Source organism: Dietzia sp. (assembly GCF_036741115.1).
Taxonomy (GTDB): domain Bacteria; phylum Actinomycetota; class Actinomycetes; order Mycobacteriales; family Mycobacteriaceae; genus Dietzia.
This window is the reverse complement of record NZ_DAINST010000001.1, coordinates 36,943-62,814: the sequence shown is the minus strand read 5'-3', so window position 1 is coordinate 62,814 and position 25,872 is coordinate 36,943. Positions and strand designations below refer to the sequence as shown.

The window sequence follows — 25,872 nt, the reverse complement described above, 5'->3', positions numbered from 1 at the left end:
GGCCGATTCTACGATGCACCGACGCGCGTAAACCCCGACTCACCGAAATCGGTGGCCGGGGTCCGGCGCCGGGGCGGATTTACCTCAGCTTGGGGATCACCGAGTCGAAGGCCTTCTCCATGCCTGGTCCGAATGCCGTCCAATTGTGGATGCCCGTGGGCATGTAGAAGTTCTCGTGCTCCACGCCCGCGGCGTCGAGGGACCGGGACAGGCGCTCGGTACACTCCCTGGCCCCGGCCTCGAGGATGTAGCCCGAGAAGAGGACGGCGGGCTCGTTACCGTATTGGCGCGCGTCCTCGGCGCCGATCGCGCCGGTCGCCGCGGAGAGGAAGACGTGCGTGCCACTGAGCTTCGCGGCGTTCGCCGTCACATCGTTCTGTCGCCAAGCAGCACTCCCTCGCGGGCCCCACATGTTGTCGAGATTGCCGCCACGGGTCTCCACATTGAGTCGGATGGTCTGGTAGCCGAGGTCGTCGTCGGTGCTATAGCAACCCGAGACGCCGCCTACTGCGGCGAACCGACCGGGGTTGTTCGTCGCGAGGCGGAGCGCCGATCCGGCGCCCATGGACATGCCGATCGCGCCGTACTTGCCGTTGAGCGTGAGCTTGTCGCCGACCGCGGGGGTCTCGCCGGTCTGCGCCGCGAGGATCCTCGGCAGCTCGTCGGCGAGGAAGGTGTTCCACTTGTTGCGGCCCAGGCGCTGATCGTCCTTCTCCCACTCCGCCCAGTTCGCGCCGGGAGCGCCCGCAGGCGCGATGGCGACGACGTTCTCGTCGCGCGCACGCCGGGCGATGGAGGTCCTGTCGCGGAACGGGGTGGGCATCACGGTGTCGACGCCCTCGAGGAGGTACAGCACAGGCGCATGGGCCGAGGAGTCGCCGGGGAGGTAGACCTCGAGCTCGACCTCGCGGTTCATCGTCGCCGAAGTGACGGTCCAGATCTCGAGGTTGCGCGGGGAGTTGTCGGCTCCTTTCTCCCGTTTGATGAGCTTATTGGCATCGATCGAGGGGTCGGGAACGGGCGCGGGGTATCCCCCTCCGGTGAACGAGCCGGCGGCGTTGGTGAGCGCCGAGGGCCCGAAGAAGAGTCCCGCCAGCTGGGCGGAGTTCGCCAGCGAGCCGACCGGTACGAGGGACATCGCGAGGGTTGCCCCCATGAGGAGCGGAACCGAGGCGCTCGCAGTGCCGCCGGCTTCGCTCGCCGCGCTCAGGGGCGCGGTGCCCACCGAGAGCGGGGCGAGGGTCGGGGCATCGCTGTTGAATGCCGAACCGTTGGCAATGAGCCCGAGGCCCGAACGCACCGAATCCTCGAGCGAGGACGCGCCCGCACCCGAACTCGCGGCGGACTGAGCGCCGGCGACGCCCGGTGCGAGCGCCCCACCTGCAGCGATAGTCGCGGTCGCGGCGGCGACGGCCACCATCGAACGCGCGGCGCGCCGCGCCGCGGTACGCGCTCCACCGACTCCCGAACGATCCGACGTGCGACCGATCCCCATGGCATTCCTCCCCTATATCGCCGTGCGATCGCACAGCACATAAGCAGGAGCTTACTTAATTTTCAGGGAGATTGTTAGTCGTTCGTTATAACCGTTCGGGCTACCCCCGACCGCTAGTCGTCGGCGCCGAGCAGCTTCGCGGCCACGTCCGGGACGTACTTGAACTCCTCGCGGGGCGGCCGCTCGTAGGTGCCCGATGAGGTGCGGTGCGGGACCTCGAGTTTCGGCGGATCGAGACGCTCCCAGGGAACCGTCGAGAGCAGGTGGCTCATCACGTTGATCCGCGAACGCTTCTTGTCCTCGGACTCCACCGTGTACCAGGGAGCCTCGGGGATGTCGGTGTGGACGAACATCTCGTCCTTGGCGCGCGAGTACTCCTCCCATTTGTTGATCGACTCGATGTCCATCGGCGACAGCTTCCAGCGGCGCATGGGGTCGTTGGCACGATTCCTGAAACGGCGCTCCTGCTCCTCGTCGGAGACGGAGAACCAATACTTGCGGAGCATGATCCCGTCTTCGACGAGGAGGCGCTCGAAGATCGGCGCCTGGTGGAGGAAGCGTCGGTACTCGTCGGTGGTACAGAAGCCCATCACGCGCTCGACGCCGGCGCGGTTGTACCACGAGCGATCGAGCAGGACGATCTCCCCGGCGGCAGGCAGGTGCTCGATGTAGCGCTGGAAATACCACTGGGTCTTCTGCCGCTCGGTGGGCGCCGGCAGCGCGACCACGCGGCAGAGCCGCGGGTTGAGGTATTCCGAGATCCGCTTGATCGCCGAGCCCTTCCCCGCCGCGTCGCGCCCCTCGAAGATCACCACGAGGCGACTTCCGGTCGCCTTGACCCACTCCTGCATTTCTACGAGGTCCGCCTGCAGGCGCTTGATCTCTTTGTTGTAGGCCTTTTTCGGCAGCTTCTCGAGGCCCGAGGGCAGGAGATCATTCTTCGCCTTGCCGGCCTTCTTGGCCGGCTTCTCCGCCTTCGCGGTCTGCGCGGTCTTCGCGGTCTTCTCGGTCTTCTCGGTATTGGCGGTCTTCGCGGGCTTTGACTGCTTTGCCTGCGCGGACGCCTTTGCCGGCTTCGACTTCTTGGACTCGTCCTTCTTTTTCTCGCTCATGGGAAAATCTTACGTTTATGACGGCGGAGGCCGGACACGCCGGGCCGATCCGAGCTCCAATCTCCCCTGACCCAGGCGGCCCCCTCGAGGCCCCGCCGCCTACGAGTTCTGCTCGTCCCGCCAGTCGATCCACTTCTGCACGGCGTCGAGGTCGTAGTCGGGTCCGGAGATCCCGACGGTGAACAACGAGGCGCCGAGCTCCCGGATCGCCTCGACCTCGGAGCGTTCGCGGTTGCCGACTTCCGTGGAGATCTCGATCTCGGATACATCGCGGCCCACGTCCTCGCCGTGCTTGGCAAGCACACCGAGCTTGTGCCGCAGCGTCTCCGGATCGGAGAAGCTGTGCCAGATATCGGCGTGCTTCGCGACGATGCGGAGGGTCTTCTTCTCCCCGCCCCCGCCGATGAGCACTGGGATCTTGCGCGTGGGCGCCGGATTGAGCTTGCCCCAGCGGTTTTCGATCACGGGAAGCGCCGCGGCGAGCGCGTCGAGACGGCTGCCCTTGGTGCCGAACTCGTAGCCGTATTCGTCGTAGTCGCGCTCGAACCAGCCCGAACCGGTGCCGAAGACGAAGCGGCCCTGTCCGCCCTTGGCGCTGATGTGGTCGATGGTCCGGGCCATGTCGGCCTGGAGATTGGGGTTGCGGTAGCTATTGCAGTTGACCAGCGCGCCGATCTCCACGCGGCTCGTCTGCTCGGCCAGCGCGGCGAGCATCGCCCACGACTCGAAGTGCGGGCCGTCGGGCTCGCCGTAGAGCGGATAGAAATGGTCCCAGTTGAAGATCACGTCGACGCCCATCTCCTCGAGCGCCGCGGCAGTGGTGCGGATGTTCTCGTAGGTCGTGTGCTGCGGCGCCATCTGGGCGGCGATGCGGACGGGGCGAAGTTTAGGGCTCATTGTGGAAGTCCTCCTGTAGGCGACGACCACACGTTACGCGCGCTCGCGGGCCTGGAACGGTCGCCAGCCCCGATGACCGGTCCGGCGCGATTATCGCTCCACGGGCTCGGCAGGCTTCTTCCGGAACGCGGTGATCACCAGCGCGCAGATTCCCGCGACCATCGCGAGCGCCACGTACCCCGTGCCCACGTCGGGCAGTGACATCGATTTCGAGGCCTGCCCGGCTGCGAGGCCCGGGAGGGCCGCGCCGCTATAGGAAATCAGGTACATCGTGGCGAGCGTGCCCGCGCGGTCCTTGGTCTCCACGTTGTCGAGCACGGCGCGCATTCCGCTGCTGTTCGCGGCGCCCTGCGCGAGGCCGCCGACGAGGCTGATGACGAGGAATGGCACGACAGCCTCCGCGTGGAGCGACACCATGATCGCGACGGTGGCGATGAGGAAGGCCACGATGCCGATGCGGAACGCCGTCACCGGAACCATGCGGCCCGAAATGCTGCCGCCGAGGGGCGCGAGAAACACCGCGGAAGCGAAGACCACCGAGATCATCAGCGCGCTGTCGGAATGGAAGTAGTCCGCCGTCATACCCGGGGCGAAGGCCTGGTAGAAGCCGGAGAACGACCACGTGGCGACAAGCGCACAGCCGGCTGCCGCGAGGATCCGGCCCGAGCCCTTGGGCACGTGGACACGCGGCATGAGCGCGCCGAAGGCGCCCGGTCGGCGCGGCATGGTCTCCGGACACAGTGCGACGAGGACGGCGACGGCAAAGAGCACGCCCGCCGTCAGACACAGGGTGAGTGTCCGGGGGAACGGAGCGAACTGCGAGAGCGTGCCGGAGACGAGCGCGCCTGCGGGAATGGCGAACGGCGGCGCACTGCTTGTGACCACTGCGGGGAGCCACAGCAGACGGCTGCGCGGCGCCGAGTCGATGACGAACGCGCCGGCCGCCGTCGAGGCGAGGCCGCATGCCAGCCCCTGGAGCATCCGCGCGGCGAGGAGAACGGGGAGCGAGTGGACCTGGGTCATCACGGCGCAGCCCGCGATGGCGAAGAACAGCGCCGCGAAGATCACCGGCTTGCGGCCGAGGTGGTTCGACAGACGCCCGAGCAGCAGAAGCGAGAGCGCCGTGAAGGCGAGGTAGGTGACGGTGGTGAGCGCGAGGTCTCCGTCGGTGATGCCGTCGGCCTCGCGGAACATGTTGTAGAGCGGGACGGGCACGCCCGAGGAGACGAAGATGAAGATCAAGGCGGCCGAGGCCATGGCGAAGACGCCGGCGCGGGGCAGCGTGGGGACGTGGGGCCGGCGTTCGATTCGGGCCTGCGCCGCGCTCATGCGCGCATAGCCGATTCCGCCCGAATCGCCTCATGTTGTTCGATCGTGTCTGCCACCATCGCTAGTCGAGCCCTTCCGAGAGCTCCATCCACTGCTCTTCCAGCGCGTCGACCTCGTCTTGCTTCGCCGACACCTTCTTGCCGAGATCGGAGAGCCCGCCGACATCACTCTGGTCGTGTGCGGCCATCTCGGCGTTGAGCGCCTCGATCTCCTTGCTCACTTTGTCGAGCTTCCGCTCTACAGCCGCCACCTGCTTCTCGGCGGCGCGCCGCTCCGCACCGGAGAGCTTAGGTTCGACTGACGGCGCAGGTGCCTCTCCGTCCCGGTTCGCCGCGGCGCCGCCGGATGGGGTCGCGGAGCGCATCCCGCCGGAGCTCTCGGCGCCCTTCGCGGCCTCCGCGCTGCGGCGCAGATATTCGTCCACGCCGCCCGGGAGATGCCGGAGGTGCCCGCCGAGGATCGCGTACTGCTGATCGGTGACGCGCTCGAGGAAGTACCGGTCGTGGCTCACCACGACGAGCGTGCCCGGCCACGAATCGAGGAGGTCCTCCATCGCCGCGAGCATGTCGGTGTCGAGGTCGTTGGTGGGCTCGTCGAGGATGAGCACGTTGGGCTGCTCGAGGAGGATGAGGAGCAGCTGTAGGCGGCGCTGCTGCCCGCCGGAGAGATCCTTTACGGGTGTAGAGAGCTGCGCGGCGGCGAAGCCGAGGCGCTCGAGGAGCTGCGAGGGAGTCATCTCCTGCGCCTTCGAGCCCGAGCCGAAGGTGTAGGAGGTCTGCAGCTCGGCGAGCACGGCCCGCACCGGCTGGTCCATGTGCTCGTCGAGCTCGTGGGTCTGCTGCGTGAGCGTCGCGACCTTGACCGTCTTGCCGCGCTTTACCCGCCCCGCGCTCGGCTCGACGGCACCGGTGATGAGCCCGAGGAGCGTCGACTTTCCCGCCCCGTTGGCGCCGAGGATGCCGGTGCGCTCGCCCGGCGCGAGCCGCCACGTGACGTCCTCGAGCACCTCGCGCTCGCCGTACGACACCGAGGCGTCCTCGATGTCGACGACGTCCTTGCCCAGCCGCGAGACCGCGAGCGATTCGAGGGCGACCTTGTTGCGGATCTCGGGCTCGTCCGCGATGAGCTCGTTCGCCGCGTCGATCCGGAACTTCGGCTTCGAGGTGCGCGCGGGGGCGCCGCGGCGCAGCCAAGCGAGCTCCTTGCGTGCGAGGTTCTGGCGCTTCTGCTCGATGGTCGCGGCCTGCCGGTCGCGCTCCACGCGCTGGAGGATGTACGCCGCATAGCCCCCCTCGAACGGCTCGACAATCCGGTCGTGCACCTCCCACGTGGTGGTGCACACCTCGTCGAGGAACCACCGGTCGTGGGTCACCACGAGGAGCCCGCCGGCGTTCTTCGCCCAGCGGCCCTTGATGTGCCGTGCGAGCCATGTGATCGCCTCGACGTCGAGGTGGTTGGTGGGCTCGTCAAGCGCGAGAACGTCCCAGTCCCCCGCGAGCAGAGCGGCCAGCGCGACGCGGCGCCGCTGCCCGCCGGACAGGGTCCCCACTTCGGCGTTCCAGTCGAGGTCCGAGAGCAGCCCGCCGATCACGTCCCGCACCTTCGGGTCCGCCGCCCACTCGTGCTGTTCAGCGTCCCCGACCACCGCGCGGCCCACCGTCAGCTCGTCGGCGAGGGTGTCCTTCTGGTCGAGCACCCCCATGGTGACGCCGCCCCGCACCGTCACCCTGCCGCCGTCCGGCTCGCGGAGCCCCGCGAGCATGCCGAGGAGGCTGGACTTGCCGTCGCCGTTGCGGCCGACGATCCCGATCCGGTCCCCCTCGTTGACGCCGAGGGAGACCGAGTCGAAAACGACCTTGGTGGGGTATTCGAGGTGCAGGGCTTCGGCCCCGAGAAGATGTGCCATATCGAGGTCCGATTCTAGCGCCCGCCCGTGGGTGTCCGGACCTTCGCTGTGTCTCCCCTCCGCCGGCTGTCTTCCGACCGTCAGTTGCCTGGCGAGCCAGTACATGCCGAAAGGACCGAGAGGACGCACTCGGGCGCGGCGGGATCGTCGGAGCCATCGGGATCTTCCTCCCTGGCGCCGTAGGCCAACTGAACTCCCTTGCGGTCGAGCTCGGAGAGCTCCATGTCCTCGGAGATGCCGTTGCAGTGCGGGTAGTGCATGATCGACCGGCTGTCGTATGGCGTCAACGGGACCAGGTTGTCGTCCTCGAAGCAGGTCCCCGCCTCGGGCCGATTGTGCTCGTGCCGGAAGCCGAGCACATGCCCGAGCTCGTGCCCCATGACGCTGGCGGGCGAATATGCGTTATCCGCCACGATCGGCGACACGAGGATGTTCCGCCGCGACTTCGAAGCACCGGGAAGGAACGCCCGCGCCACGTAGTTCTCCGATTTCGTCGGCTCGATCGAGAACATGACGTTCGAATTGTCGGTGTCGCAGTCCGCGTCCTCGCCCGGGAGGTGCCGGAAGTCGATCGCGGTCGAAGCATTCTCCCAATTGGCGGCGCCGGAATCCGTGGCATCGACGATGGTCTCCTTGAGGTCGCCGAATTCATCGGAGAGGCAGTAGGTGACGTTGCCGACGTGCTCCTTGCTCCACAGCTTCGGCTTTCCGCGGTCGTTCTTGTTCGCCCGGAGGTCCGCGAAGTGGCTCTCGTGTGGGTCCTACGGCATCGCCTCGTAGAACTCGCGCAATTCCTTCTCATCGGCGATCGGGATGTCCCCGTCGACGATGTACTGCCCGTCGGAATCGGCATAGGTTCCGACTCGAATTCCTCCCAACTCGGCTTCTGCATGGCAGCCTGCGCCGGTTCCGCTTAATCCGACGGCGCCGAATCGGCAACCGCAGGAGAAACGGCTCCCGCCGACAGCCCCGCGCAGCCCGCCACGAACAGCGCCGACGTGCGGTTTCTCATAGATTTTCCGAAGATGGTCGTCCCCCCAGGGTGCTCTCGCGCCCTTCGGGTACTTCAGGAATGAAAAGCCCCTACGGACCGTCCTTTCGGTACGGCCCACTTTCCGCAGCACACGTTAGGTGGGGCAAAAGCCCCCGGCAATCGGTTGACCGGCTCGGGAATCTCGCCTGTCGGCGGCCCCATGCCCGCCGAGACCGCCATGCCTCGTGCCTCGTGCCTCGGACGAACGCAGCACTCGTACGGGCCCTCACTACCCGCCGCGAACATGCCCCTCTTACGGATGGAACAAAGCGCCTCGTCCGCTCACTCCTCGATAAGTCGCGCCCCACCTACGGGGCTGCTCGCCGTGCGGATCGCGTGTGCTGCTCCGCTCGTCGCGAGCTCCGTGGCGATGTCCACAGCAGCCTCCGCATCGGCGCAGAGGAAGAGGCAGGTGGGACCCGAACCGGCAACAAGCGCGGCGAGCGCGCCTCCCTCTCGCCCGTCCTCCAGCGCGCGCCTCAGCGCCGGGCGCAGCGCGAGTGCCGCGCCACCCAGCTCGTTGCGCACGTTCGCGGCGATGGCCCGAGCGTCGCCGCCGGCGAGCGCGCGGGCGAGATCGATGTGGCCGTCGTCGATGGCGTCGCCTTCGGCATCGAAGCTCACCGACACCGGAGCGCTGCCGGCCTGCCTGCGACGGTCGAGTTCCGCGTAGGTCTCTGCCGCGTCGAGCCCGTCCCGCGCCATCGCCACCACCCAATGGAGGGCGGACCCGCGGAACGGCATTGGGGTGATCGACTCGCCGTGCCCGATCCCGAGCACGGTCCCTCCGTGCAGGGCCAGCGGGACATGCGTGCCGAGCGAGGCGGCAATGCCGGCGAGCTCGCTGATCCCCAACCCCAGTCCGAACACCTCGTCGGCGGCGAGGAGCGCGGCCGCGGCGTCGGCCGCTCCCCCGCCGAGGCCCGATGCGACGGGAATGTCCGTGTCGATCTCGATGCGCACCGGCTCCGGCGGTCTGCGCGCCACCTCGAAGCACCGCCTGATCGCGCGCTGCACCAGCGCCCCGGGTTGCGGGATCAGCTCGGTTCCGGGTCCGGAGGCGACGAGGGAGTCCTCGGCGGAATCGGGCTCCGCCGTCAGGGTGACGCGCGAGTAGAGCGAAAGGGATTGCGAGACGGCGACCAGCCCGTGGAGACCGTCGGGGCGGAGCGGGCCGACGCCGAGGTGGAGGTCGATTTTCGCGGGCGCGAGCGCCGAGCGCCGGCGTTCTCCGCCCGTCTGCGGCCGGGACACGCCGGACCCGCGGGAGCCTCCGGGAGCCCGGGACCAGCGCGGTTCGCGGGCCGACGCAGCGTTGCGCCCCGCTCCCCCGGCTCGACCCTCAGGCACGCGGGAAGTCCTTGTCGCCGTCGCCCGACCGCAGCGGGCCTTCGGCGACTTCTGTGGCTTCGGCGGCTGATGCGATGCGCACGAAATCGGCGACCTCGAGCTGCTCCCCGCGCGTCCGCGGATCGATCCCGGCAGCGCGAAGGATCTCCTCCGCCCGGGCCGAGGTACCGGCCCAACCGCCGAGAGCCGCGCGGAGGGTCTTGCGGCGCTGCGCGAACGCGGCGTCGACGAGCGGGAAGAGGCGCTCGCGCAGCTCCGGTCCCCGTTCCCAGCCGATCCCTCTACCGATGTCGATGCGCACGAGCCCAGACTCGACGTTGGGCACGGGCCAGAAGACGTTCCGCCCCACCGCGCCGGCGCGGGAGACGCGGCCGTAGTACGCGGCCTTGACGCTCGGGACCCCGTAGATCCGGGAGCCCGGTGCCGCGGCGAGGCGGTCGGCAACCTCGGCCTGGACCATGACGAGCACGACCCGGAGGTCGCCGAGCTGCTCGAGGAGGTGGAGCAGCACCGGGACGGAGACGTTGTACGGGAGGTTCGCGACGAGGGCGGTCGGCGGTTCCCCGAGCTCGTCGGCGCTCACTCGGAGAGCGTCGCCGACGACCACGTCGAGGTTTCCGGAGAGCTCCTCGGCGCGCTCGGCCACCGTGCGCGGGAGCTGCTCGGCGAGCACCGGATCGATCTCGACCGCGACCACGGAGCCGGCCGCGTCGAGCAGGGGGAGCGTGAGAGAACCGAGGCCCGGGCCTACCTCTAGGACCCGGTCCGAGCGCGTGATCCCCGCGGCCGTCGCGATGCGGCGCACCGTGTTCGCGTCGTGGACGAAATTCTGCCCGAGGGTCTTGGTGGGGCGGATGTCGAGGGACGCCGCGAGCTCGCGCACCTGGTTCGGTCCCAGGGGCGCGGCGAGCCCGCGGAAGCCGCCGGGATCGGCGCGGTCGGCGGGATCGTGCTCGCTGTTCGGCATACTCACCCCTCCATCCAAGCGCACGGCCACCGCCCGGGGCGAATGCGACGGGCCGGGGAGGGCGGATCTGCGGCGTCAGGCCACATGAAAGAACGGAAGAACGCCGGATGACGGCGGAGGCCGCTTCTACCCGAGAGGGGTCACGAGCCGCAGGTCGCGTTCGACGCTGTCGGCGAACCCGAGATCTCCGCTGATCCGTTCCACCCACGAGCGGAACTCGGAGTCGAGCCAGGGGGCCGGCTCCTCGGTGCCGGCTGAGGCGCAGCGGCCGGAATCGGCGGGAGTCTCGGCGCCCTCTTCTGCCGCAGCGGGCTCGGTGCCGAAAACGGCCTCGAACTCCCCCTCGTCTTCGAGCGCCGCGAGCAGGTGAATCGACTGGTCGGGCGAATCCGCCCCGAGGTCGGCCGCCGTCCGGGCTGCGTCGAGAGAGGTGGAATCAGTGGCCGTGTCCGTGAAGGTGAGTGTGGACTCCTGCACGGAGAGCGACTCGCCAGCCACCAGGGGAAAAGCGGAATGCTCCATCAACCATCCTGGAATGCGTCGTGGGATGCCGGGCGGGATGCGGCCGCTCGGCAAGGTGGAGAACTGGGGTGGATGCATCGTGGTCGACGCACCTGCCGACAGGGCGCCACCCCGGATCACGGCTCAGCCTAGGACATACCCGGCGCTTTGGCTACACTCCTCCGGCCCCGATTCGGGGACCGGAAAAGCCCGGTTACGAGCGACTATCCGAGTCTGCGGCGAATCGAGGGGCCGCTAGGGCGACTAGCCGATGCCGAGCTTGGCCGTGCACGCCGGCCAGGCACCCCAACCCTGTGCCGCCTGGACCTTCTCGGCGACGGCGATCTGCTGCTCACGCGAGGCCTGCCACGCCTGCGGGGCGTATTCGCCTCCGCCGAAGGCCTGCCAGGTCTGATCGGTGAACTGGAGGCCGCCGGAGAACCCGTTGCCCGTGTTGATCGACCAGTCGCCGGTCGCCTCGCACTGCACGATCTGGTCCCAGATCGTGCCGCCAGCGGCGACAGAAGGCGCGGCGGGCGCAGGCTTCTTCGAGCCGACACGGACCGTCGCCGGCTTCGGTTCGGTGATGGTCCGCTCCGAGGCGATGTGACGCTCGGTCTCCTGGCCGTTGACCTTGGTCACGGTCCAGGTCTGCTCGGTCTCGCCCGGCGTGCCGGGATCGGTGACCTCCTCGTTGCCCTCCTCGAGCTCTGGATCGTCGACCTCGTTGCGCGGCGGATCGATGTGCGCGGTGGTCTTCTCCTCTTCGTCGGTGACCCGGAGGACCTTGACGAACATGCCCGGCAGGACCGGGGTATCGGCCGAGGGGAGGATGATGTCGCGGTCGCCGACCTGGTGACCGGAGGCGTTGAGCGCCTCGCGAACCGTCTTGCCCGTGAGCGCGACGCGAGTGGGCGCGCCCGTGCCGTCGAGGAGGGTCACCACCCGGGGCGTGTCGACCTCGACCTGGGCGCCCTCGAGCGGGAGCTTGTCGTCCGGCGAGCCGGCGCGCAGCGCGCCGGCATCGAGGCCGTTCTCGGAGAGGAACTCCCCGATCGTCGTGGCGGTGGTCTGGGTGTCGATGACGCCGGAGTCCGCGACAAGCTCGACCGTGCGGTTGCGCTGAACGGTGACGGTCTCGCCGTCGCCGAGCTGGGAGTCCGCCGCGGGGTTCACGACGTCGTTGTCGCCGATCTCGTATCCCGCGTCCTCGAGTGCGCTCGAGACGTTGCGCTTGAAGGTGGTGAGCTCGACCTGCTCGCCGTCGATGTCGACGGTGACGTTCTTGCGCATTTCGAGTGCCGAGACGCCGCCGATGGTGACGGTGGCGAGGATCGCGGCGATCGATACGCGGAGGAACTTGGAATTCGACGTCCGCAGGCGGTTGACGTGCCGGTTGCCCTTGCGCCGGCGACCGGAGGGGGCATCGGGGTTGACCTGGGTCGGCTCGGCCTGGAGCGGGGAAGTCACGTTGCAGTCGTCCTTGCTGTTTTTCGGGCGCGCCGATCGACGCGCAAACAATAACGACACGATAACGAAGCTGACCTAATGGTGACAAAAAACGTGTGCCCAGCGAGTCGACGTTGGTCAGATGATTCTTTTGTGACCAAAGTTATCGATTTTCGGGGCCCGATCGGGACCTACCGAGAGTCGAGACCGAAGATCCGGCGGGCGTTCGCAGTGGCCTGCGCGGCGAAATCCGCGGGATCCTCGCCGCGCGCCTCGGCGAGCACTCGCGCGGTGTAGCCGATCAGTTGCGGTTCGTTCCGGGCGCCGCGGAACGGGACGGGAGTCATGAACGGCGCGTCGGTCTCGATGACGAACTGCTCGCGGCCCGCCGCCGCGCAGGCCTCGCGGAGGTGGGAGTTCGCGGGGAAGGTCGAGTTCCCGGCGAAGGAGAGGATGTAGCCGCGGTCGAGGACCTTCTCGGCGACCTCGAAGGGCGAGGAGAAGCAATGGAGGATCACGGTTTCCGGCTCTCCCGCCCCCGCGAGCTCGCGGAGCAGGTCGGCATCGGCTTCGCGATTGTGGATCATGAGCGGCTTGCCGAGACGCTTGGCGAGATCGATGTGCCAATGCAGCGCCTCGATCTGCGTGTCCTTGTCCGCGGTGTCCCCCGTGGTGTCCTTGTCGATCCAGTACCAGTCGAGGCCACACTCCCCCACGGCCACGACCTTGGGGTGCGCGGCGAGCTCGGCGAGTTCGGCCCGGATCTCGTCGGTGAGGTGATGCGATTTGGTCGGGTGGATCGCCGCCGCCGCGACGATCCGCTCGTCCCATTCCGCCTGCGCGACGGCCTCGCGGGTCTCGTCGATGTCGTCACCGACGTTGCACACCATCTCGACGCCGGTCGCCGCGGCGCGGTCCATGAGCTCGCGGACCTGCTCCGGCGTGCGCGCTCCACACGACCACAGGTGCGTGTGCGCATCGAAGAGCGCGGGCAGGGGCTCCGGCGGAACCGGGATCGGACGGGGCTTCTTCTTTCCCACGGTTCGGGCCTTTCGGGCTGTCGGGTAGTGCTGTCTACTTCTCGGCCGTCTCGGCCTGTGCTTCCGTTGCCTCGGACGCCGTTTCCGCCTCCGGCGATGCGATCGGCGCCCACTCGGGCCCGGTCTCGCCGAGCTCGGGGTCGAGCTTCGCGAAGATCGGCTTGGGCTTGACCAGCGCCGTTCCCGGCACGATCGGCGTGCGGGCCCACGTGGCCTTCGCGGAGGCGTAGTCCCCGGTGATCACCGCGTAGCTGCGGCCTGCGGCGGGGACGCCCACGCCCACGGGCTCGACCGGCATGTCGTCCGTCTCTTCCCGCGCCTCGGGCATCGCCGCCCACACGCCCTCGCCGCCGAGGGCCTCGAAGACCTGCTGGGAGGAGTGCGGGATAAAGGGGGTGAGCAACGCGTTGGCGTCGGAGACCACCTGGAGTGCGGTATGAAGAACCGTCGCGAGGCGCTCGCGCTGCGCGGGATCGCCGGCCTGATCGCCGTCACCCTTCGCCGCCTTCGCCAGCTTCCACGGTTCGGTCGCCGCGATGTAGCGGTTCGCGGCGCCGACGAGCCGCATCGCCTCGGTGGCGCCGGGCTTGAAGCGAGAGTGCGAGAGGTGCCCGCCGACGGTGTCGAAGGCTTCCTCGGCGGTGCGGAGCAGCTCCGTGTCGATCTCCTGGAGCTCGCCCGGTTCCGGGATCTCCCCGAAGTTCTTGTGCGCCATGGAGATGGTCCTGTTGACCAGGTTCCCCCATTCGTTGGCGAGCTCGAAGTTGACCCGGCGCACGAACTCGTCCCAGGTGAAGTCCGTGTCCTGGTTCTCGGGGCCTGCGACGGCGATGAAGTACCGGAGCGCATCGGCGCCGTACGTCTCGAGGAAGTCCTTGACGTAGATCACCACGCCGCGCGAGGAGGAGAACTTCGAGCCGCTCATCGTGAGGAACTCCGAGGAAACGACCTCGGTGGGCAGCTCGAGCGCGCCGAGCGCGCCGGGCTCGCCGCCCTTGCTCCCGCGGCCTGTGTAGCCGAGGATCTCGGCCGGCCAGATCTGGGAGTGGAACGTGATGTTGTCCTTGCCCATGAAGTAGTAGGCGAGGGCCTCGGGGTTCTGCCACCACTCCTTCCAGGCCTCCGGGTCGCCGGAGCGCCACGCCCACTCGATCGAGGCGGAGAGGTAGCCGACGACCGCGTCGAACCAGACGTACAGCTTCTTGTCCCCGCGGTCCGCCCAGTCGTCGATGGGGATGGGGATGCCCCAGTCGATATCGCGGCTCATCGCCCGCGGGCGGACGTCCTTGAGCAGGTTGAGCGAGAACTTGAGCACGTTGGGGCGCCAGTCGCGGCGACCTTCGAGCCACGCGCCGAGCGCGTCGGCGAGCGCCGGGAGGTCGAGGAACCAGTGCTCGGTCTCGATGAACTCGGGGGTCTCTCCGTTGATCTTCGACACGGGCGAGATCAGGTCGATGGGGTCGAGCTGGTTGCCGCAGTTGTCGCACTGGTCGCCGCGCGCCTCGGTGTAGCCGCAGATCGGGCAGGTGCCCTCGATGTAGCGGTCGGGCAGCGTCCGTCCGGTCGACGGGCTGATCGCGCCGGTGGTGGTCTTCTCCACGAGATAGCCATTCTCGTGTAGCCCGCGGAACAGCTCCTGCACCACGGCGTAGTGATTGCGCGTGGTGGTGCGGGTGAAGAGATCGTAGGAGAGGCCGAGGCCGACGAGATCGTCGACGATCACGCGGTTGTAGCGGTCCGCGAGCTCCTGGACCGCGACGCCCTCCTTCTCCGCCTGGACGAGCAGCGGCGTGCCGTGTTCGTCGGTACCGGACACCATGAGCACACGGTCCCCCGCCATTCGGTGATACCGAGCGAAGACGTCCGAGGGGACGCCGAATCCGGACACGTGGCCGATATGGCGAGGACCGTTGGCGTACGGCCACGCCACGGCGACGAACACAGCTTTACCCATGCCTTAGACCCTAATGGACGCGAGCTCACCGCCCCGAATGGCCGGAGCGCTCAACCGTCCGGGAACGACGACGCCCGCCACGGATTCCGTGACGGGCGTCGTCATAGCGGGTCGAGCGCGCTGCGCTGCGACCGAAGGGGCCTAGGTCGAGAGGCCGTGCTCTCGTGCCTCTTCCTCGGCGAGTTCGGCCTCCATCCTCTTCGCCTCGTAGGTCCCCGGCATGGGAACGGGCCCGTCGATGTGGGCCTGCTCCGTGCTCGCGCCGGAGAGGCGGCGCCACGCGTACGGGCTGCGCATCGCCGAGAGCGTCCTACCGGTGGGATCGGAGCGGAGCATCCGCACGATGGAGACGCCGAGCGCGATAATGATGAGAAGGAACGGCGAGGCCGCGATGATGGTGAGCGACTGCAACGAGTCGAGCGCATCGGATTCGCCGCCGCCGGCGAGAAGCATGATCACGGCGATCACGGCCGTGCACGCGCCAAAGAAGACGGTGACCAGTCGGCTCGGCTCCTCGATGCCGAACTGCCCCATGCCGCCCATGACGACGGACGCCGAGTCCGCGGAGGTGATGAAGAAGATCGCGATCACTGCCATCGCGATGACCATGGCCACCTGCGAGAGCGGGAGGTTGCCGAGGACGTTGAAGAGCTCACGCTCGGACACATCGGTGTCGACGATCTTCTTGCCGACGTCCTCGAGGTGGAGGGCGGTGCCACCGAAGATCGAGAACCACACGATCGACATGCCTGCGGGGACGAGCACGACGCCCGAGATGAACTCGCGGACCGTGCGCCCGCGCGAGATGCGCGCGAGGAACATGCCGACGAACGGCGACCACGAGACCCACCAGGCCCAGTAGAAGATCGTCCACGAACCGAGCCACTCCCCGGCCTCGCCGTTGCTGCTCGCGCCGGTACGCGCGGACATCTCGAGGAAGTTCTGGAGGTACTCGCCGATGGTCGTGGGGATGAGGTTGAGGATCATCACGAGCGCGCCGGAGAACAGCGCGACGAAGAGCGCGAGGAGCCCGGCGAGGACCATGTTGATGTTCGACAGGAGCTGGATGCCCTTGGACACGCCGGATGCCGCGGAGGCGAGGAACGCGAGCCCGAGGACCACGATGACGCCGATGACCACGAGAATGCCGGTCGTCGAGATCATGCCGGTCTCGTTGAGGCCGGTCTGGATCTGGAGTGCGCCGAGGCCGAGCGAGCACGCCGTGCCGAAGATCGTCGCGAGGATCGTGAGCACATCGATGAACTTGCCGAAGGCGCCCTTCGAGTTGCGCTCGCCGATGACGGGGATGAGCGCCTGCGAGATGAGGTGCGTCCTGCCGTAGCGGTACGCGGTGAGGGCGAGGGCCAGGCCGACGACGGCGTAGCCCGCCCACGGGTGGAGCGCCCAGTGGAACGCGGTGGTCGACATCGCGATGCCGTAGGTCGACTTGTCGACCCCGGGCGGCGGGGTGTGGAAGTGCGAGAGCGGCTCGGAGACGCCGAAGAACATGAGGCCGATGCCCATGCCCGCGGCGAACATCATCGCGATCCACGAACTCGTCTTGTATTCGGGATTCTCACCGTCTTGACCTATACGGATCGAGCCGTATTTGGAAAAGGCGAGGTAGACGACGAAGATCACGGCGCCGGTCTGGACGATGACGAAGAGCCAACCGAGGTTGTCCGTCGTCCAGGAGAAGGCGTTGGTCGCCGCGGTGTTGAAGCCGCTGGTCCAGAACACGCCCCACACGACGATCGCCGCGACGACGACGAGCGTCGAAATGACGACGACCCAGTCGGTCTGCTTCTTCGGGGCCACGGCCGGGGCGCTGGATCCGCCCTCGTCACCCGCCCCCTCATACAGGTCCCCTCCCGGGGATTCGACGTTCTCTGAATAATCCGACATAAGAACAAGCTGTCATTATATGAAGGTTCTGACAAACCGTTTCGCCGAATTCGATCCGGGTATCCCCTGAGCGGAGCCGAGCACTCCGGGGCAAAATACGAGCGTCCCCGCAGGTAAAGCAACCGGGCAGATGCCCGGGCTCCCTCAGTGCCGCGAAACCGCCGCGTCGTAGAGAGTTTTCCGGGACAGTCCGCTCGCGGCGGCAACGCGGCCCGCGGCGTCCTTGACCCGGATCCTCTCGGCCTCGGCGAGGCGGAGGACTTCGTCGACCGCGGATTCGACGTCGTCGACCGTCGCCTCCTTCTCCTCCGCCGGGCCGAGAACGACGACGATCTCGCCGAGCACCCCGCCGGCGGTCCGTTCGGCGAGTTCGCCGAGTCCACCGCGCAGCACCTCCTCGTAGGTCTTGGTGAGCTCGCGGCACACCGCGGCGGGACGCTCCGCGCCGAGGACCTCGGCGGCATCGGCGAGAGTCGCGCGGAGGCGGTGCGGGGACTCGAAGAACACCACGGTCCGACGCTCGTCCGCGAGCCCTGCGAGCCAGGTCCTGCGCTTCCCCGCCTTGCGGGGCGGGAATCCGTCGAAGGCGAAGCGGTCCACGGGGAGGCCGGAGAGCACGAGTGCCGTGGTCACGGCCGACGGGCCGGGAAGGCAGGTTATGGGGACCTCCGCCGTCATCGCTTCGGACACCACCGCGAAGCCGGGATCCGAGACCGAGGGCATCCCGGCGTCGGTGACCACGAGGACGGAGTCGCCGGCCTCCGCGCGCTCGATGAGCCACGGCGCGCGGGCGGTCTCGTTGTGCTCGAAGAAGGAGACGACCCGCCCGCCGATCTCCACGCCGAGGGCGGCGGCGAGCGCACGGGCCCGCCGGGTGTCCTCGGCGGCGACGATGTCCGCGGCACCGAGCGCATGGCGCAGGCGCTCCGAGGCGTCGGCGGGGTTGCCGATCGGCGTCGCGGCGAGGTTGATGCCGGCGGGCAGCTCCCGTCCGGCTCCGCCGTCCGCCTCGGTTGCTTCGTGTCCCGTTCCCGGCTCTCGCTCCATACCGCCACGGTACGGCTGCCGCCCGGCGGCGCCGCACGGACACCCTCGGGGCCTGCCGTTAGAGTGATCCGGGTGAAGTCCAGCCACGATGCAGCCGCCGCCGATCCGAGCGCCGCCGGCGCGCCCGCCGCGACGATGGAGCGCGGGGGTCGCCGCTTCGGCCCCGCCCTGCCCGTCCCGGATTTCGGTCCCACGGACACGGTGCGCGGCTGGGTCATCACAGGCGTGGTCACGCTCATCGCGCTGGTCACGCGCTTCTGGTCCCTCGGCTCCGCCTCCGATGGCGGCACGCCGATCTTCGACGAGAAGCACTATGCGCCGCAGTCGTTCCAGGTCTCGCAACTCGGGATCGAGGAGAACCCCGCGTACGGGCTCGTCGTCCACCCGCCGGTGGCCAAGCAGGTCGAGTCGATCGGTGCGTGGATCTTCGGATACACGCCGATGGGCTGGCGATTCACCGCAGCGATCGCCGGCGTGCTCGTCATCACGCTCATCGTGCGGATCACCCGCCGGCTCACCCGCTCGTCGTGGCTCGGCGGCCTCGCCGGACTGCTGCTGTGCTGCGACGGCGTCCTCTTCGTCACCTCGCGGGTGGGGATGCTCGACATCTACCAGGTGTTGTTCGTGACGGCGGCCGCCGCATGTTTCCTCGCCGACCGCGACGCGATGCGCGAGAGAATGCACTCCGCGGCGCTCGCCGGGCGGATCCGCTCGCTCGTGGCCGGTGATGCCCGCGACGACGAACCGGTCGTCGGCCTGCGCTGGTTCGCCGTGGTCGTCGTGCTCGGGGTCCTCGGGGTCATGGCGGTCGGCGTCGTCACCCTGTCCGGTGGGGTGTCCTTCGGCGCCCTGGCCGCCATCGTCGCTGCGGCGGCCGCCGTCACGGCGGTGTGCCTGTACCTGCTGCGCGCCTCCCACGGCGGCCGGCTCCCCGTCGCCGACCTCGGGCCGCGACTGGGCTTTCGCTGGTGGCGCTTCGCCGGCGGCGCGATGCTCGGGCTGGCCATGGGGGTCAAGTGGTCGGGCCTGTACTACGTCGCGTTCTTCGGGGTGCTCGTCGTGTGCTTCGACATCGCCCTCCGCGCGCGCTACAAGGTCAAGGCGCCGGTGCTCGGCATGCTGCTGCGCGATGCCGTGCCGGCCTTCGCCTCGATCGTCGTGTGGCCAGCGATCCTCTACATGCTCTCGTGGCTTCCCTGGTTCGCCGACGAGAACTCGGTGTACCGGCACGCGGCGCCGGCGAAGGTCGACCCGGGCGGACTCGCCTCGCTCCTCCCCGACTCGGTGCGCTCGTGGATCTACTACCAGTCCTCGGTGATGGACTTCCACTCTTCGCTCACCAACTCCAACGGCAACATGCACCCGTGGGAGTCGAAGCCGTGGACGTGGCCGATGTCGCTGCGGCCGATGCTCTACTTCCTCGAGCAGGGGCAGGACGTCCAGGGCTGCGGGCAAAACGAGTGCGTGCGGGCGATCATGCTCAACGGCACGCCGGCGATGTGGTGGCTCGCGATTCCCGTGCTCGCGTTCGCGCTGTGGCGCGCCGTGTTCTGCCGCGACGGGAGGTATGCGTTCGCGCTGGTCGGGTACGCCGCGGGGATCCTGCCGTGGTTCTTCATGTTCGACCGACAGATGTATTTCTTTTACGGGGCGCTGCTCATCCCGTTCTTCGTCATCATGCTCGCGATGATCCTCGGTGAGCTCGCCGGGCTCCTCCGCGCCGGCCGGCGCTTGTCTCCCGTGGAAGCGGCGGACCTTCGGCTCGGCGAGGCGCTGCGGGCGCGGGCCGTCGGCCGCGGCGGCGCGGAGGAAGCCGGCAGAGTCCGCGGTGTCGGCGGTATCGGTGTGGCGCTGCAGTCGCTCACTCCGCGGCGGATCGTGGGGATCGCGATCGTCGCTGTCTATGTGGCGCTCGTGGTGCTCAACTTCGTCTACATGTGGCCGGTACTTACGGGCGAGCCCATCACACAGGCCGCATGGCACAATCAGCAATGGCTCCCGAGCTGGTCTTAGCTGCCTGCCGGCGCGGCACCGGGAGCTAGCCGCCGAGGACGTGGTCGAGGCTGAACCTCCCGGCCCCGACTGCGGCGAGCATGACCACCCCGACGAACAGCGCGACGACGAGCTCCCAGCCCTGGTTCTCCACGAAGGGACCGTGGGTGGCATGCACGAAATAGAACGCGCCGAGCATGTCGACGGCCAGGAGGATGCCGGCGAGCGGCGTGAGAATGCCGAGAACGAGGGCGATGCCGCAGACGAGCTCGACGCCGGCGACGGCGGCTGCGGTGATCTCCGGCTGCGGGACCCCGATGGTCTGGAACTGCCCCGCGACGGTGCCGAGACCGGTGTCGAAGAACTTCTGCCAACCGTGCAGCAGGAACACCACGCCGAGGCCGAGGCGGCCGAGGAGCAGCGCGAAATCCCGCAATCCATCGAAACTCATCACGGATCGGGATACTAGCGCGGCGCGTGGCCTCCGCCGCGACGACCGGGCCGCGCCCGCGCGCCTTACGTGCCGATTGCTGGCCGATCTCTGCGTAAATCTCTGGGCCAATCTCTGCGCCGAACTCTGCGCCGAACTCTGGGCCAATCTCTAGGCCGATCGCCCTACGCGTCGATCCCCGCGTCCCGCGCCACCCGCATGAGCTTGCGGTTGAGAAGCCGCATCGCGAGCGAATACGCCGGCGGGAAATAGCGCTGCGCGGCGAAGGCCAGGGCGATGTCCGGCGAGGTCTGGATGATGTATTTGCCCTTGGTGACGCCGGCGATCATCTTCGCCGCAGCCTGTTCCGGGCTCACCGCGTGCCGCGAGAACTGCTGCTGAGCCTTCGCCACCGCAGGGTCCGAGGTGTCGACTCCCGAGATCTCGAGACTCTTGACCAGGGGCGTATCCACCGCGCCCGGGGTGACGACGTGGATCGAGATCTGCTTGGACTCGAGGTCGAAGCGGAGGACCTCCGCGATCCCGCGGACTCCGAATTTCGTGGCGCTGTACGCCGAATGCCACGGCATACCGATGAGCCCGGCCGCCGAGGAAACCATGGCCAGCGCGCCAGGGCGGCCCGCGGAGATCATCGCGGGGACGAAGGCACGGACCACGCGGACGGTGCCCATGAGATTGATATCGATGAGGCGTTCCCAGTCCGACTGCGGCATCACGTCGATCGCGCCCCAGATGGAGATCCCGGCGACGTGGAAGACGGCCTCGGGGACCCCCAGCTCGGCGAACACTGCCGCAGCGAACGCTTCGGTTGCCTCCGTCGAGGTGATGTCGAAGGCCTGGACGAACGACTTCGTGGCGGCTCCGGCCGTCGATCCGCTTGCGGCACGAGCCGCACACTCGCGGGCGGTCTCGGCGAGGGCATCGGGGTTGCGGTCGCATAGCGCGAGCCGCGCTCCCTTGCCGGCGAGCTCGATCGCGGCGGCGCGGCCGATCCCGCTGGCCGCGCCGGTGACCACGCAGATCCGCCCGTCGAAGTCCTTGATCCGTGCTCTGCCCATCCCGGGGACCGTGCCCTTTCCGCTGCGCTGATGATTCGGATGCTCGATCCGGCCGAGAACGTTGACCCCGCTCGGCCGGCCCGGTAGCCCCCACCCACGGTAGTGAGGTTCCCCTGGGAACGGGGGCGAACGCCCGGGACTACTCGGCTGCCTTCTTGACGGTCTTGGCACCCGCCTTCTCCGGCGCCTCCGTTGCTTTCCCGGCGGTTTTCTCCTTTTCCTTCCCTTTCTCCTTCGCCTTCTGTTCCGCCTTCTCCGAGCGCCGCCCGCGCACGGCGGTGCCGAGCGCCGCGAGGAGCCGCGCGCTCTTTGCCGTCGAAACGTCGCCGAGGTACGCGCGGGTCACGGCGGCGCCGATCGCGCCTAGGGATGCCGTGTCCTCGTAACACATGTAGAGCGGCTCGTAGCGCGGCTGGAACTTCGCCTTGAAGAACAGCAGCGAGCGGAATCCGTAGACGGGTTCGAGGGTGTGGCCCGTCCACTCCAGGAGGGCGTCGAGGGAACTGTGGTCGACGTCGGTCCCGGCCCCTTCGCCGTCATCGGCGATGACCCCCTTCGCAGCGGTCGCGGTGGAGGCGAGGGGCGCTGCGGAAAGGGAGACGAAGCTCAGCCCCTCGTCCTTCGCGTCGAGGGCGCACGTGGCGATGAGGAATTCCATGACCGGGCGGAAGCCCTCGGAGCGGCGGCGCATGAAGTCGAGGGTGAGCCCGACGAGCTCGCCGTCGCGATACACGGGCATCCACGAGGTCACCCCGTGGACGAGCCCGCGCGCATCGCTCGCGATGAGCAGCCGCACGGCCGGGTCGTCGAGCTCCTCGATCCCGCCGAGCGTGAACCCCATCTCGGGCAGCCCCTTGTCCGACACCCACGACTCGGAGATCTCGACGATCTGCTCGCGCACGGCCAGCGGGCAGTCGGACCACGTGGTCCAGTGCCCCGCGATCTCCTCCTTCTTCGCACGATTGAGCGCCGTGCGGATGTCCTGGAACTTCTTTCCGCGGAACTCGAGCTCGGGGAGCTCGATCACGGTCTCCTCGGCGACCCGGACGCTGCGGAAGCCCGCCGCCTCGCACGCGGCGCGCGCGTCTTCCGACACGCTGTAGAAGCACGGGATCGCGCCCGATGCCAGCGCGAAGTCGGTGAACCCGCGGACGGTCTCCGCGCGCGCATCCGCGTCGGCGATCGCCTCGCCGAACGCCTCCCCCACCGTGAGGAACACACCACCGATGTCTCGGTACGCCACCGCCGAACGCTCACCCGGGGCGATCCAGTGCGCGTTGCCGTCCCACGTGCTCATCCACGACAGATCCGCCCCACCGGGGTTCTCGAGGAGGGCCCGTGTGACGCCGGAGGTCCCGTCGCCCGGTCGCTCCACCCTCGCGCGGCACAGGAGGACGAGCGCCGCCCCCACGGCGAGCCAGGTGAGCACCGGCACCCACTCGATGACGAAGGTCGCCGGGAAGGACACGGGAAGCGGCGTGGTGGGGAACGGATCGGAGGCCGAGGCGCTCGCGGCGCGGAGGTCGAAGGCGCCAAGGAAGCGCGGCGGCAGGAGGCGCCGTGGGAAATCGACGACGAGCGCGAGGAAGCCGGGCCGCGTGGCGAAGCCGGAACCCACTGCGAGCGAGAGGCCGACGTAAGCGATCCAGCCCGCGGCAAACGCGGCGAGGAGCCGCACGCCCGCGACGCGGCCTGCGGACCTCGGCACGGTGATCCGGAACAGTCGCCGCGCGCGGAAGAGCACAACGAGCGCCACGAGCAGCGGAAGGATCGAGCAGACGGTCCACAGGTAGGCACCGACGCTCTCCTCCCCGTTGACCCCGAACGCGACGATCTGCGCGACCGCCGCGGCGAACCACACCGCGAACACCGCGCACACAACGATCCACGCGGCGCGCCGGCCGCGGCGCAGCGCCGGGGCGAACACGAGGACACCGAAGGTGGGGAGCAGGGACATTGCGAGCGGGCCGACGCCGCCGACGCGGAGTCGCTCGGACGCGTAGAGGCACCGCTGCCCGTCGGCTGCGTTTTCGCAGATCTCGGCGACCTCGGACGGCGAGAACTGCGAACGGTCGAGGAGGCCCGCAATGGGGCTGAGCAGCCCGTCCGCTCCGGGCAGTAGGTGCGCGAGCAGCGGGCCGAGCGCGGCGATGCTCACGAGGAGGGCGACGAGGTTGCGGCGCTCCCGCATGGTGGCGGCGCGCGTACCGCGGAAGCCGGGGCCGCCGGGACCGCCCGTCACATCGGGCCCGAGCACCAGGCCGATGAGCGCCGCGGCGAACAGCTCGGCATTGGACTCGTGGCCGAAGTAGAGGACGGCCGTGGTGCACGCGCCGAACACCGCGATGCGCACACGGCGCTTCCACAGCGTCGACATCCAGCCGCTGCTCGCGAGGAGCACGGCGACGAGCCATGGGAAAGGCGAGGATTCAGTCCACGACGGCCGGTGTTCGGCACCGCCGCGCACGTACCCGCGCGAGCGGTCCCACTCGAGGTGGTGCCAGCCGACGTGGCTCCCGAGAAGATCGAGCCCCCAGGTCACGAGCGCGCCGAACGCCGCGGCACCGACAGCGGAGAGCACGATGACGACGAGGGTTCGACGCCAGCCGAGCCGCGGCTCGAGGAACTTCCCGAGCGCTGCGACGCCGATGAGCGCGAGGAGGAACTCCGCGACATTCACCGTGGTGAAGCCCGGGATGTGGAGCCGGGCGAGGTGCGCGATGATCAGGGCTACGGCCGCGACGGCGCTCACCGGGGCGCCGGCGATCCGGGACCTCACGCCAACCTCAGCGTCTGTGCGAGCCATGGCAAGTACTCCTCGAGCGAACGATGCCACAGCGCGAAGTTGTGGCCTCCGGGAACTTCCTTGAGCTGAGTATCGATACCGGCCTTCTCGGCCGCGGCCGCGAGCGTCTCCGTTCCCGGCCGGAACTCCTGGTCCTCTGTGCCGACTGCGAACGCCCCGCGCAGTGTGGGGAACTGCGTCTTGGCCATGATATCGATCGGATTGTGCGCAGCGAAGGCTGCTGGGTCGCCTGCGAAGAACGCGTCGAGCGTCTCCTGTCGGGTCCCGATCGTCGGCTCGACCTGCGGGGAGAGCGCGAGGAAGTTCGGGTACAGGGCAGGGTGTGCGAGCGAGAGCTGCACCGAGCAGGTGGCGCCGAAGGAGAGGCCGCCGATCATCCAGTTGCTCTTGTCCTCAGACGCCTGGAGGTTCCCCTCGATCCAGTTGGGCACGTCGGTGGCGAGGTAGGTATCGGCATTGCCGCGCGGGGAATCCACGCACAGGGTGTTGCCGAGCCGCTCGCCCGTGGGATCGGCGACCACGACGATTGGCGCGACGCCGTTGTGCGCGGCCGCGAACCCGTCCAGCACCTGCGGCATCTGCACCGAGTTCGTCCAGTCGTCGGGCCCGCCGGGGATTCCGGCCATCATCACCACGACGGGCAACTCCGGCCTGGTGCTCGCGAAGTACGCGGGCGGCAGGTATACCTCCGCCGGGCGCGCGCGGAATCCGGATGCCGTCGCGGGGATATCGACCTGGGTCACGACACCGCGGCTCGGCCGGCCTCCCCCGGGCGCCGTCCAGTCGGTCGGCACGAGGTTCTCGAAGGTCTGCCCCGCCCCGAGCGCCACGGTGTTCTCGCGCTTGACCAGCGCCTCCTGCGCGGGCTCGCTCGCGTAGCCCTCGATGCCGAAGATCCCGCCCAGGTTGGGGAAGGCGGAATATTGCAGGTTGATCTGGGTCAGGGTCCCACCGAGCATCATGACGACGGACGCCACGACCACCACGCCCCGCCCGATCCGGCGGCCGATTCCCCTGCCGCGCCGCCTGCCCATCGCGGGCACGGCGACCGCGATCGCCGCGACGGTCGCGTAGATCATCGCCCACGTCGGCCACGGGACCGGGTCGGGGAAGGGCTTCCACACGTCCTCGATGAGGACCTTCGCGATGAGGATCACCGCTGCCGCGACGAGGAGCGAGGCGAGGACCCGGAGCCAGGACCTCGTGGCGGTCGGAGCGGTGGCCGGACCCGGCCGGTGGCGGGCGCGAAGAACGGTCGCCAGGGAAACGAGGATCAGCGCGGCGACAGCCATGACCACGCCCGACACCCACGCGGGTGTCAGGCCATTGAGCTGCACCGTCGTCATCCAGGTCTTGAAACCACTCACGGCTTCTCCCCTTCGCGTCGTGAGACGGTCTCTCGTCGGGCGTCGCCGGCGGTGGCAGCCGAGTAGCCACGGGTGGCTCCCACCGGCGCCGGGAGCGCTCGCGCCCTGGCCGCGCCGGAAAACTCATGGACGTGTGTCTGCACCGGATCAACGTAGAGCACGTACCTGTGGGCGCGCTGGGAGTCCGCCCGGGTCGTCCGGGAGTTTCGTGTA

19 protein-coding genes are annotated in these 25,872 nt (G+C 68.8%); 1 reads left to right on the top strand and 18 read right to left on the bottom strand.

All coding sequences use genetic code 11. The features are described from left to right. Positions 1 to 79: 79 nt before the first annotated feature. The 14 genes from V7E05_RS00315 to rsmI form a co-directional block, all read right to left on the bottom strand. On the bottom strand, positions 80 to 1,495 hold the full coding sequence (locus V7E05_RS00315) for an alpha/beta hydrolase (RefSeq protein WP_333617683.1): 1,416 nt from the start codon (positions 1,493 to 1,495) through the stop codon (positions 80 to 82). 113 nt (positions 1,496 to 1,608) lie between these two features. Beyond that, positions 1,609 to 2,607, bottom strand: coding sequence for a polyphosphate kinase 2 (ppk2, locus tag V7E05_RS00310; protein ID WP_333617682.1), 999 nt, complete (start codon positions 2,605 to 2,607; stop codon positions 1,609 to 1,611). A gap of 99 nt (positions 2,608 to 2,706) precedes the next feature. Next, on the bottom strand, positions 2,707 to 3,504 hold the full coding sequence (locus V7E05_RS00305) for an LLM class F420-dependent oxidoreductase (protein WP_333617681.1): 798 nt from the start codon (positions 3,502 to 3,504) through the stop codon (positions 2,707 to 2,709). A 90-nt stretch (positions 3,505 to 3,594) separates the two neighbouring features. After that, complete coding sequence (locus V7E05_RS00300; RefSeq protein WP_333617680.1) at positions 3,595 to 4,833, bottom strand: MFS transporter; 1,239 nt, start codon at positions 4,831 to 4,833, stop codon at positions 3,595 to 3,597. Between the two features lie 61 nt (positions 4,834 to 4,894). Continuing rightward, entirely contained in the window at positions 4,895 to 6,739 is a 1,845-nt protein-coding gene (locus tag V7E05_RS00295) for an ABC-F family ATP-binding cassette domain-containing protein (protein WP_333617679.1), read from the bottom strand. 80 nt (positions 6,740 to 6,819) lie between these two features. After that, the gene (locus V7E05_RS00290; protein ID WP_442891556.1) at positions 6,820 to 7,251 is read right to left on the bottom strand and encodes a hypothetical protein; all 432 of its coding nucleotides are present in this window, start codon (positions 7,249 to 7,251) and stop codon (positions 6,820 to 6,822) included. A gap of 803 nt (positions 7,252 to 8,054) precedes the next feature. After that, the gene (locus V7E05_RS00285) at positions 8,055 to 9,122 is read right to left on the bottom strand and encodes a 4-(cytidine 5'-diphospho)-2-C-methyl-D-erythritol kinase (RefSeq protein WP_333617678.1); all 1,068 of its coding nucleotides are present in this window, start codon (positions 9,120 to 9,122) and stop codon (positions 8,055 to 8,057) included. Beyond that, positions 9,115 to 10,089 carry a 16S rRNA (adenine(1518)-N(6)/adenine(1519)-N(6))-dimethyltransferase RsmA gene (gene rsmA / locus V7E05_RS00280; protein ID WP_333617677.1) on the bottom strand — a complete coding sequence of 325 codons (975 nt, stop codon included), beginning with the start codon at positions 10,087 to 10,089 and terminating at the stop codon, positions 9,115 to 9,117. The genes V7E05_RS00285 and rsmA overlap by 8 nt, the downstream gene beginning before the upstream one ends. 126 nt (positions 10,090 to 10,215) lie before the next feature. After that, positions 10,216 to 10,611, bottom strand: a complete 396-nt coding sequence (locus V7E05_RS00275; protein WP_333617676.1) for a hypothetical protein — start codon at positions 10,609 to 10,611, stop codon at positions 10,216 to 10,218. Between the two features lie 243 nt (positions 10,612 to 10,854). Beyond that, positions 10,855 to 12,060: a transglycosylase family protein gene (locus tag V7E05_RS00270; protein ID WP_333617675.1), complete on the bottom strand. Its 1,206-nt coding sequence runs from the start codon at positions 12,058 to 12,060 to the stop codon at positions 10,855 to 10,857. Between the two features lie 170 nt (positions 12,061 to 12,230). After that, positions 12,231 to 13,079, bottom strand: a complete 849-nt coding sequence (locus V7E05_RS00265) for a TatD family hydrolase (RefSeq protein WP_333617674.1) — start codon at positions 13,077 to 13,079, stop codon at positions 12,231 to 12,233. Positions 13,080 to 13,113: 34 nt separating this feature from the next. Further along, complete coding sequence (gene metG / locus V7E05_RS00260; RefSeq protein WP_333617673.1) at positions 13,114 to 15,033, bottom strand: methionine--tRNA ligase; 1,920 nt, start codon at positions 15,031 to 15,033, stop codon at positions 13,114 to 13,116. A 141-nt stretch (positions 15,034 to 15,174) separates the two neighbouring features. Further along, positions 15,175 to 16,938 carry a BCCT family transporter gene (locus V7E05_RS00255; RefSeq protein ID WP_333617672.1) on the bottom strand — a complete coding sequence of 588 codons (1,764 nt, stop codon included), beginning with the start codon at positions 16,936 to 16,938 and terminating at the stop codon, positions 15,175 to 15,177. Positions 16,939 to 17,082: 144 nt separating this feature from the next. After that, positions 17,083 to 17,985, bottom strand: a complete 903-nt coding sequence (rsmI, locus tag V7E05_RS00250; protein ID WP_333617671.1) for a 16S rRNA (cytidine(1402)-2'-O)-methyltransferase — start codon at positions 17,983 to 17,985, stop codon at positions 17,083 to 17,085. A 72-nt stretch (positions 17,986 to 18,057) separates the two neighbouring features. Here rsmI and V7E05_RS00245 point away from each other — a divergent pair, with 72 nt between their 5' ends. After that, complete coding sequence (locus V7E05_RS00245; protein WP_333617670.1) at positions 18,058 to 19,998, top strand: dolichyl-phosphate-mannose--protein mannosyltransferase; 1,941 nt, start codon at positions 18,058 to 18,060, stop codon at positions 19,996 to 19,998. Between the two features lie 25 nt (positions 19,999 to 20,023). Here the strand turns inward: V7E05_RS00245 and V7E05_RS00240 are convergent, their stop codons facing one another. The 4 genes from V7E05_RS00240 to V7E05_RS00225 form a co-directional block, all read right to left on the bottom strand. Further along, positions 20,024 to 20,428: a DoxX family protein gene (locus tag V7E05_RS00240; protein WP_333617669.1), complete on the bottom strand. Its 405-nt coding sequence runs from the start codon at positions 20,426 to 20,428 to the stop codon at positions 20,024 to 20,026. Positions 20,429 to 20,592: 164 nt separating this feature from the next. Next, positions 20,593 to 21,486, bottom strand: a complete 894-nt coding sequence (locus V7E05_RS00235) for an SDR family oxidoreductase (RefSeq protein WP_333617668.1) — start codon at positions 21,484 to 21,486, stop codon at positions 20,593 to 20,595. A 139-nt stretch (positions 21,487 to 21,625) separates the two neighbouring features. Further along, positions 21,626 to 24,292 carry a bifunctional lysylphosphatidylglycerol flippase/synthetase MprF gene (locus V7E05_RS00230; protein ID WP_333617667.1) on the bottom strand — a complete coding sequence of 889 codons (2,667 nt, stop codon included), beginning with the start codon at positions 24,290 to 24,292 and terminating at the stop codon, positions 21,626 to 21,628. Next, complete coding sequence (locus V7E05_RS00225) at positions 24,262 to 25,659, bottom strand: alpha/beta hydrolase (RefSeq protein ID WP_333617666.1); 1,398 nt, start codon at positions 25,657 to 25,659, stop codon at positions 24,262 to 24,264. Before V7E05_RS00225 ends, V7E05_RS00230 begins: the two co-directional genes overlap by 31 nt. Positions 25,660 to 25,872: the final 213 nt, after the last annotated feature.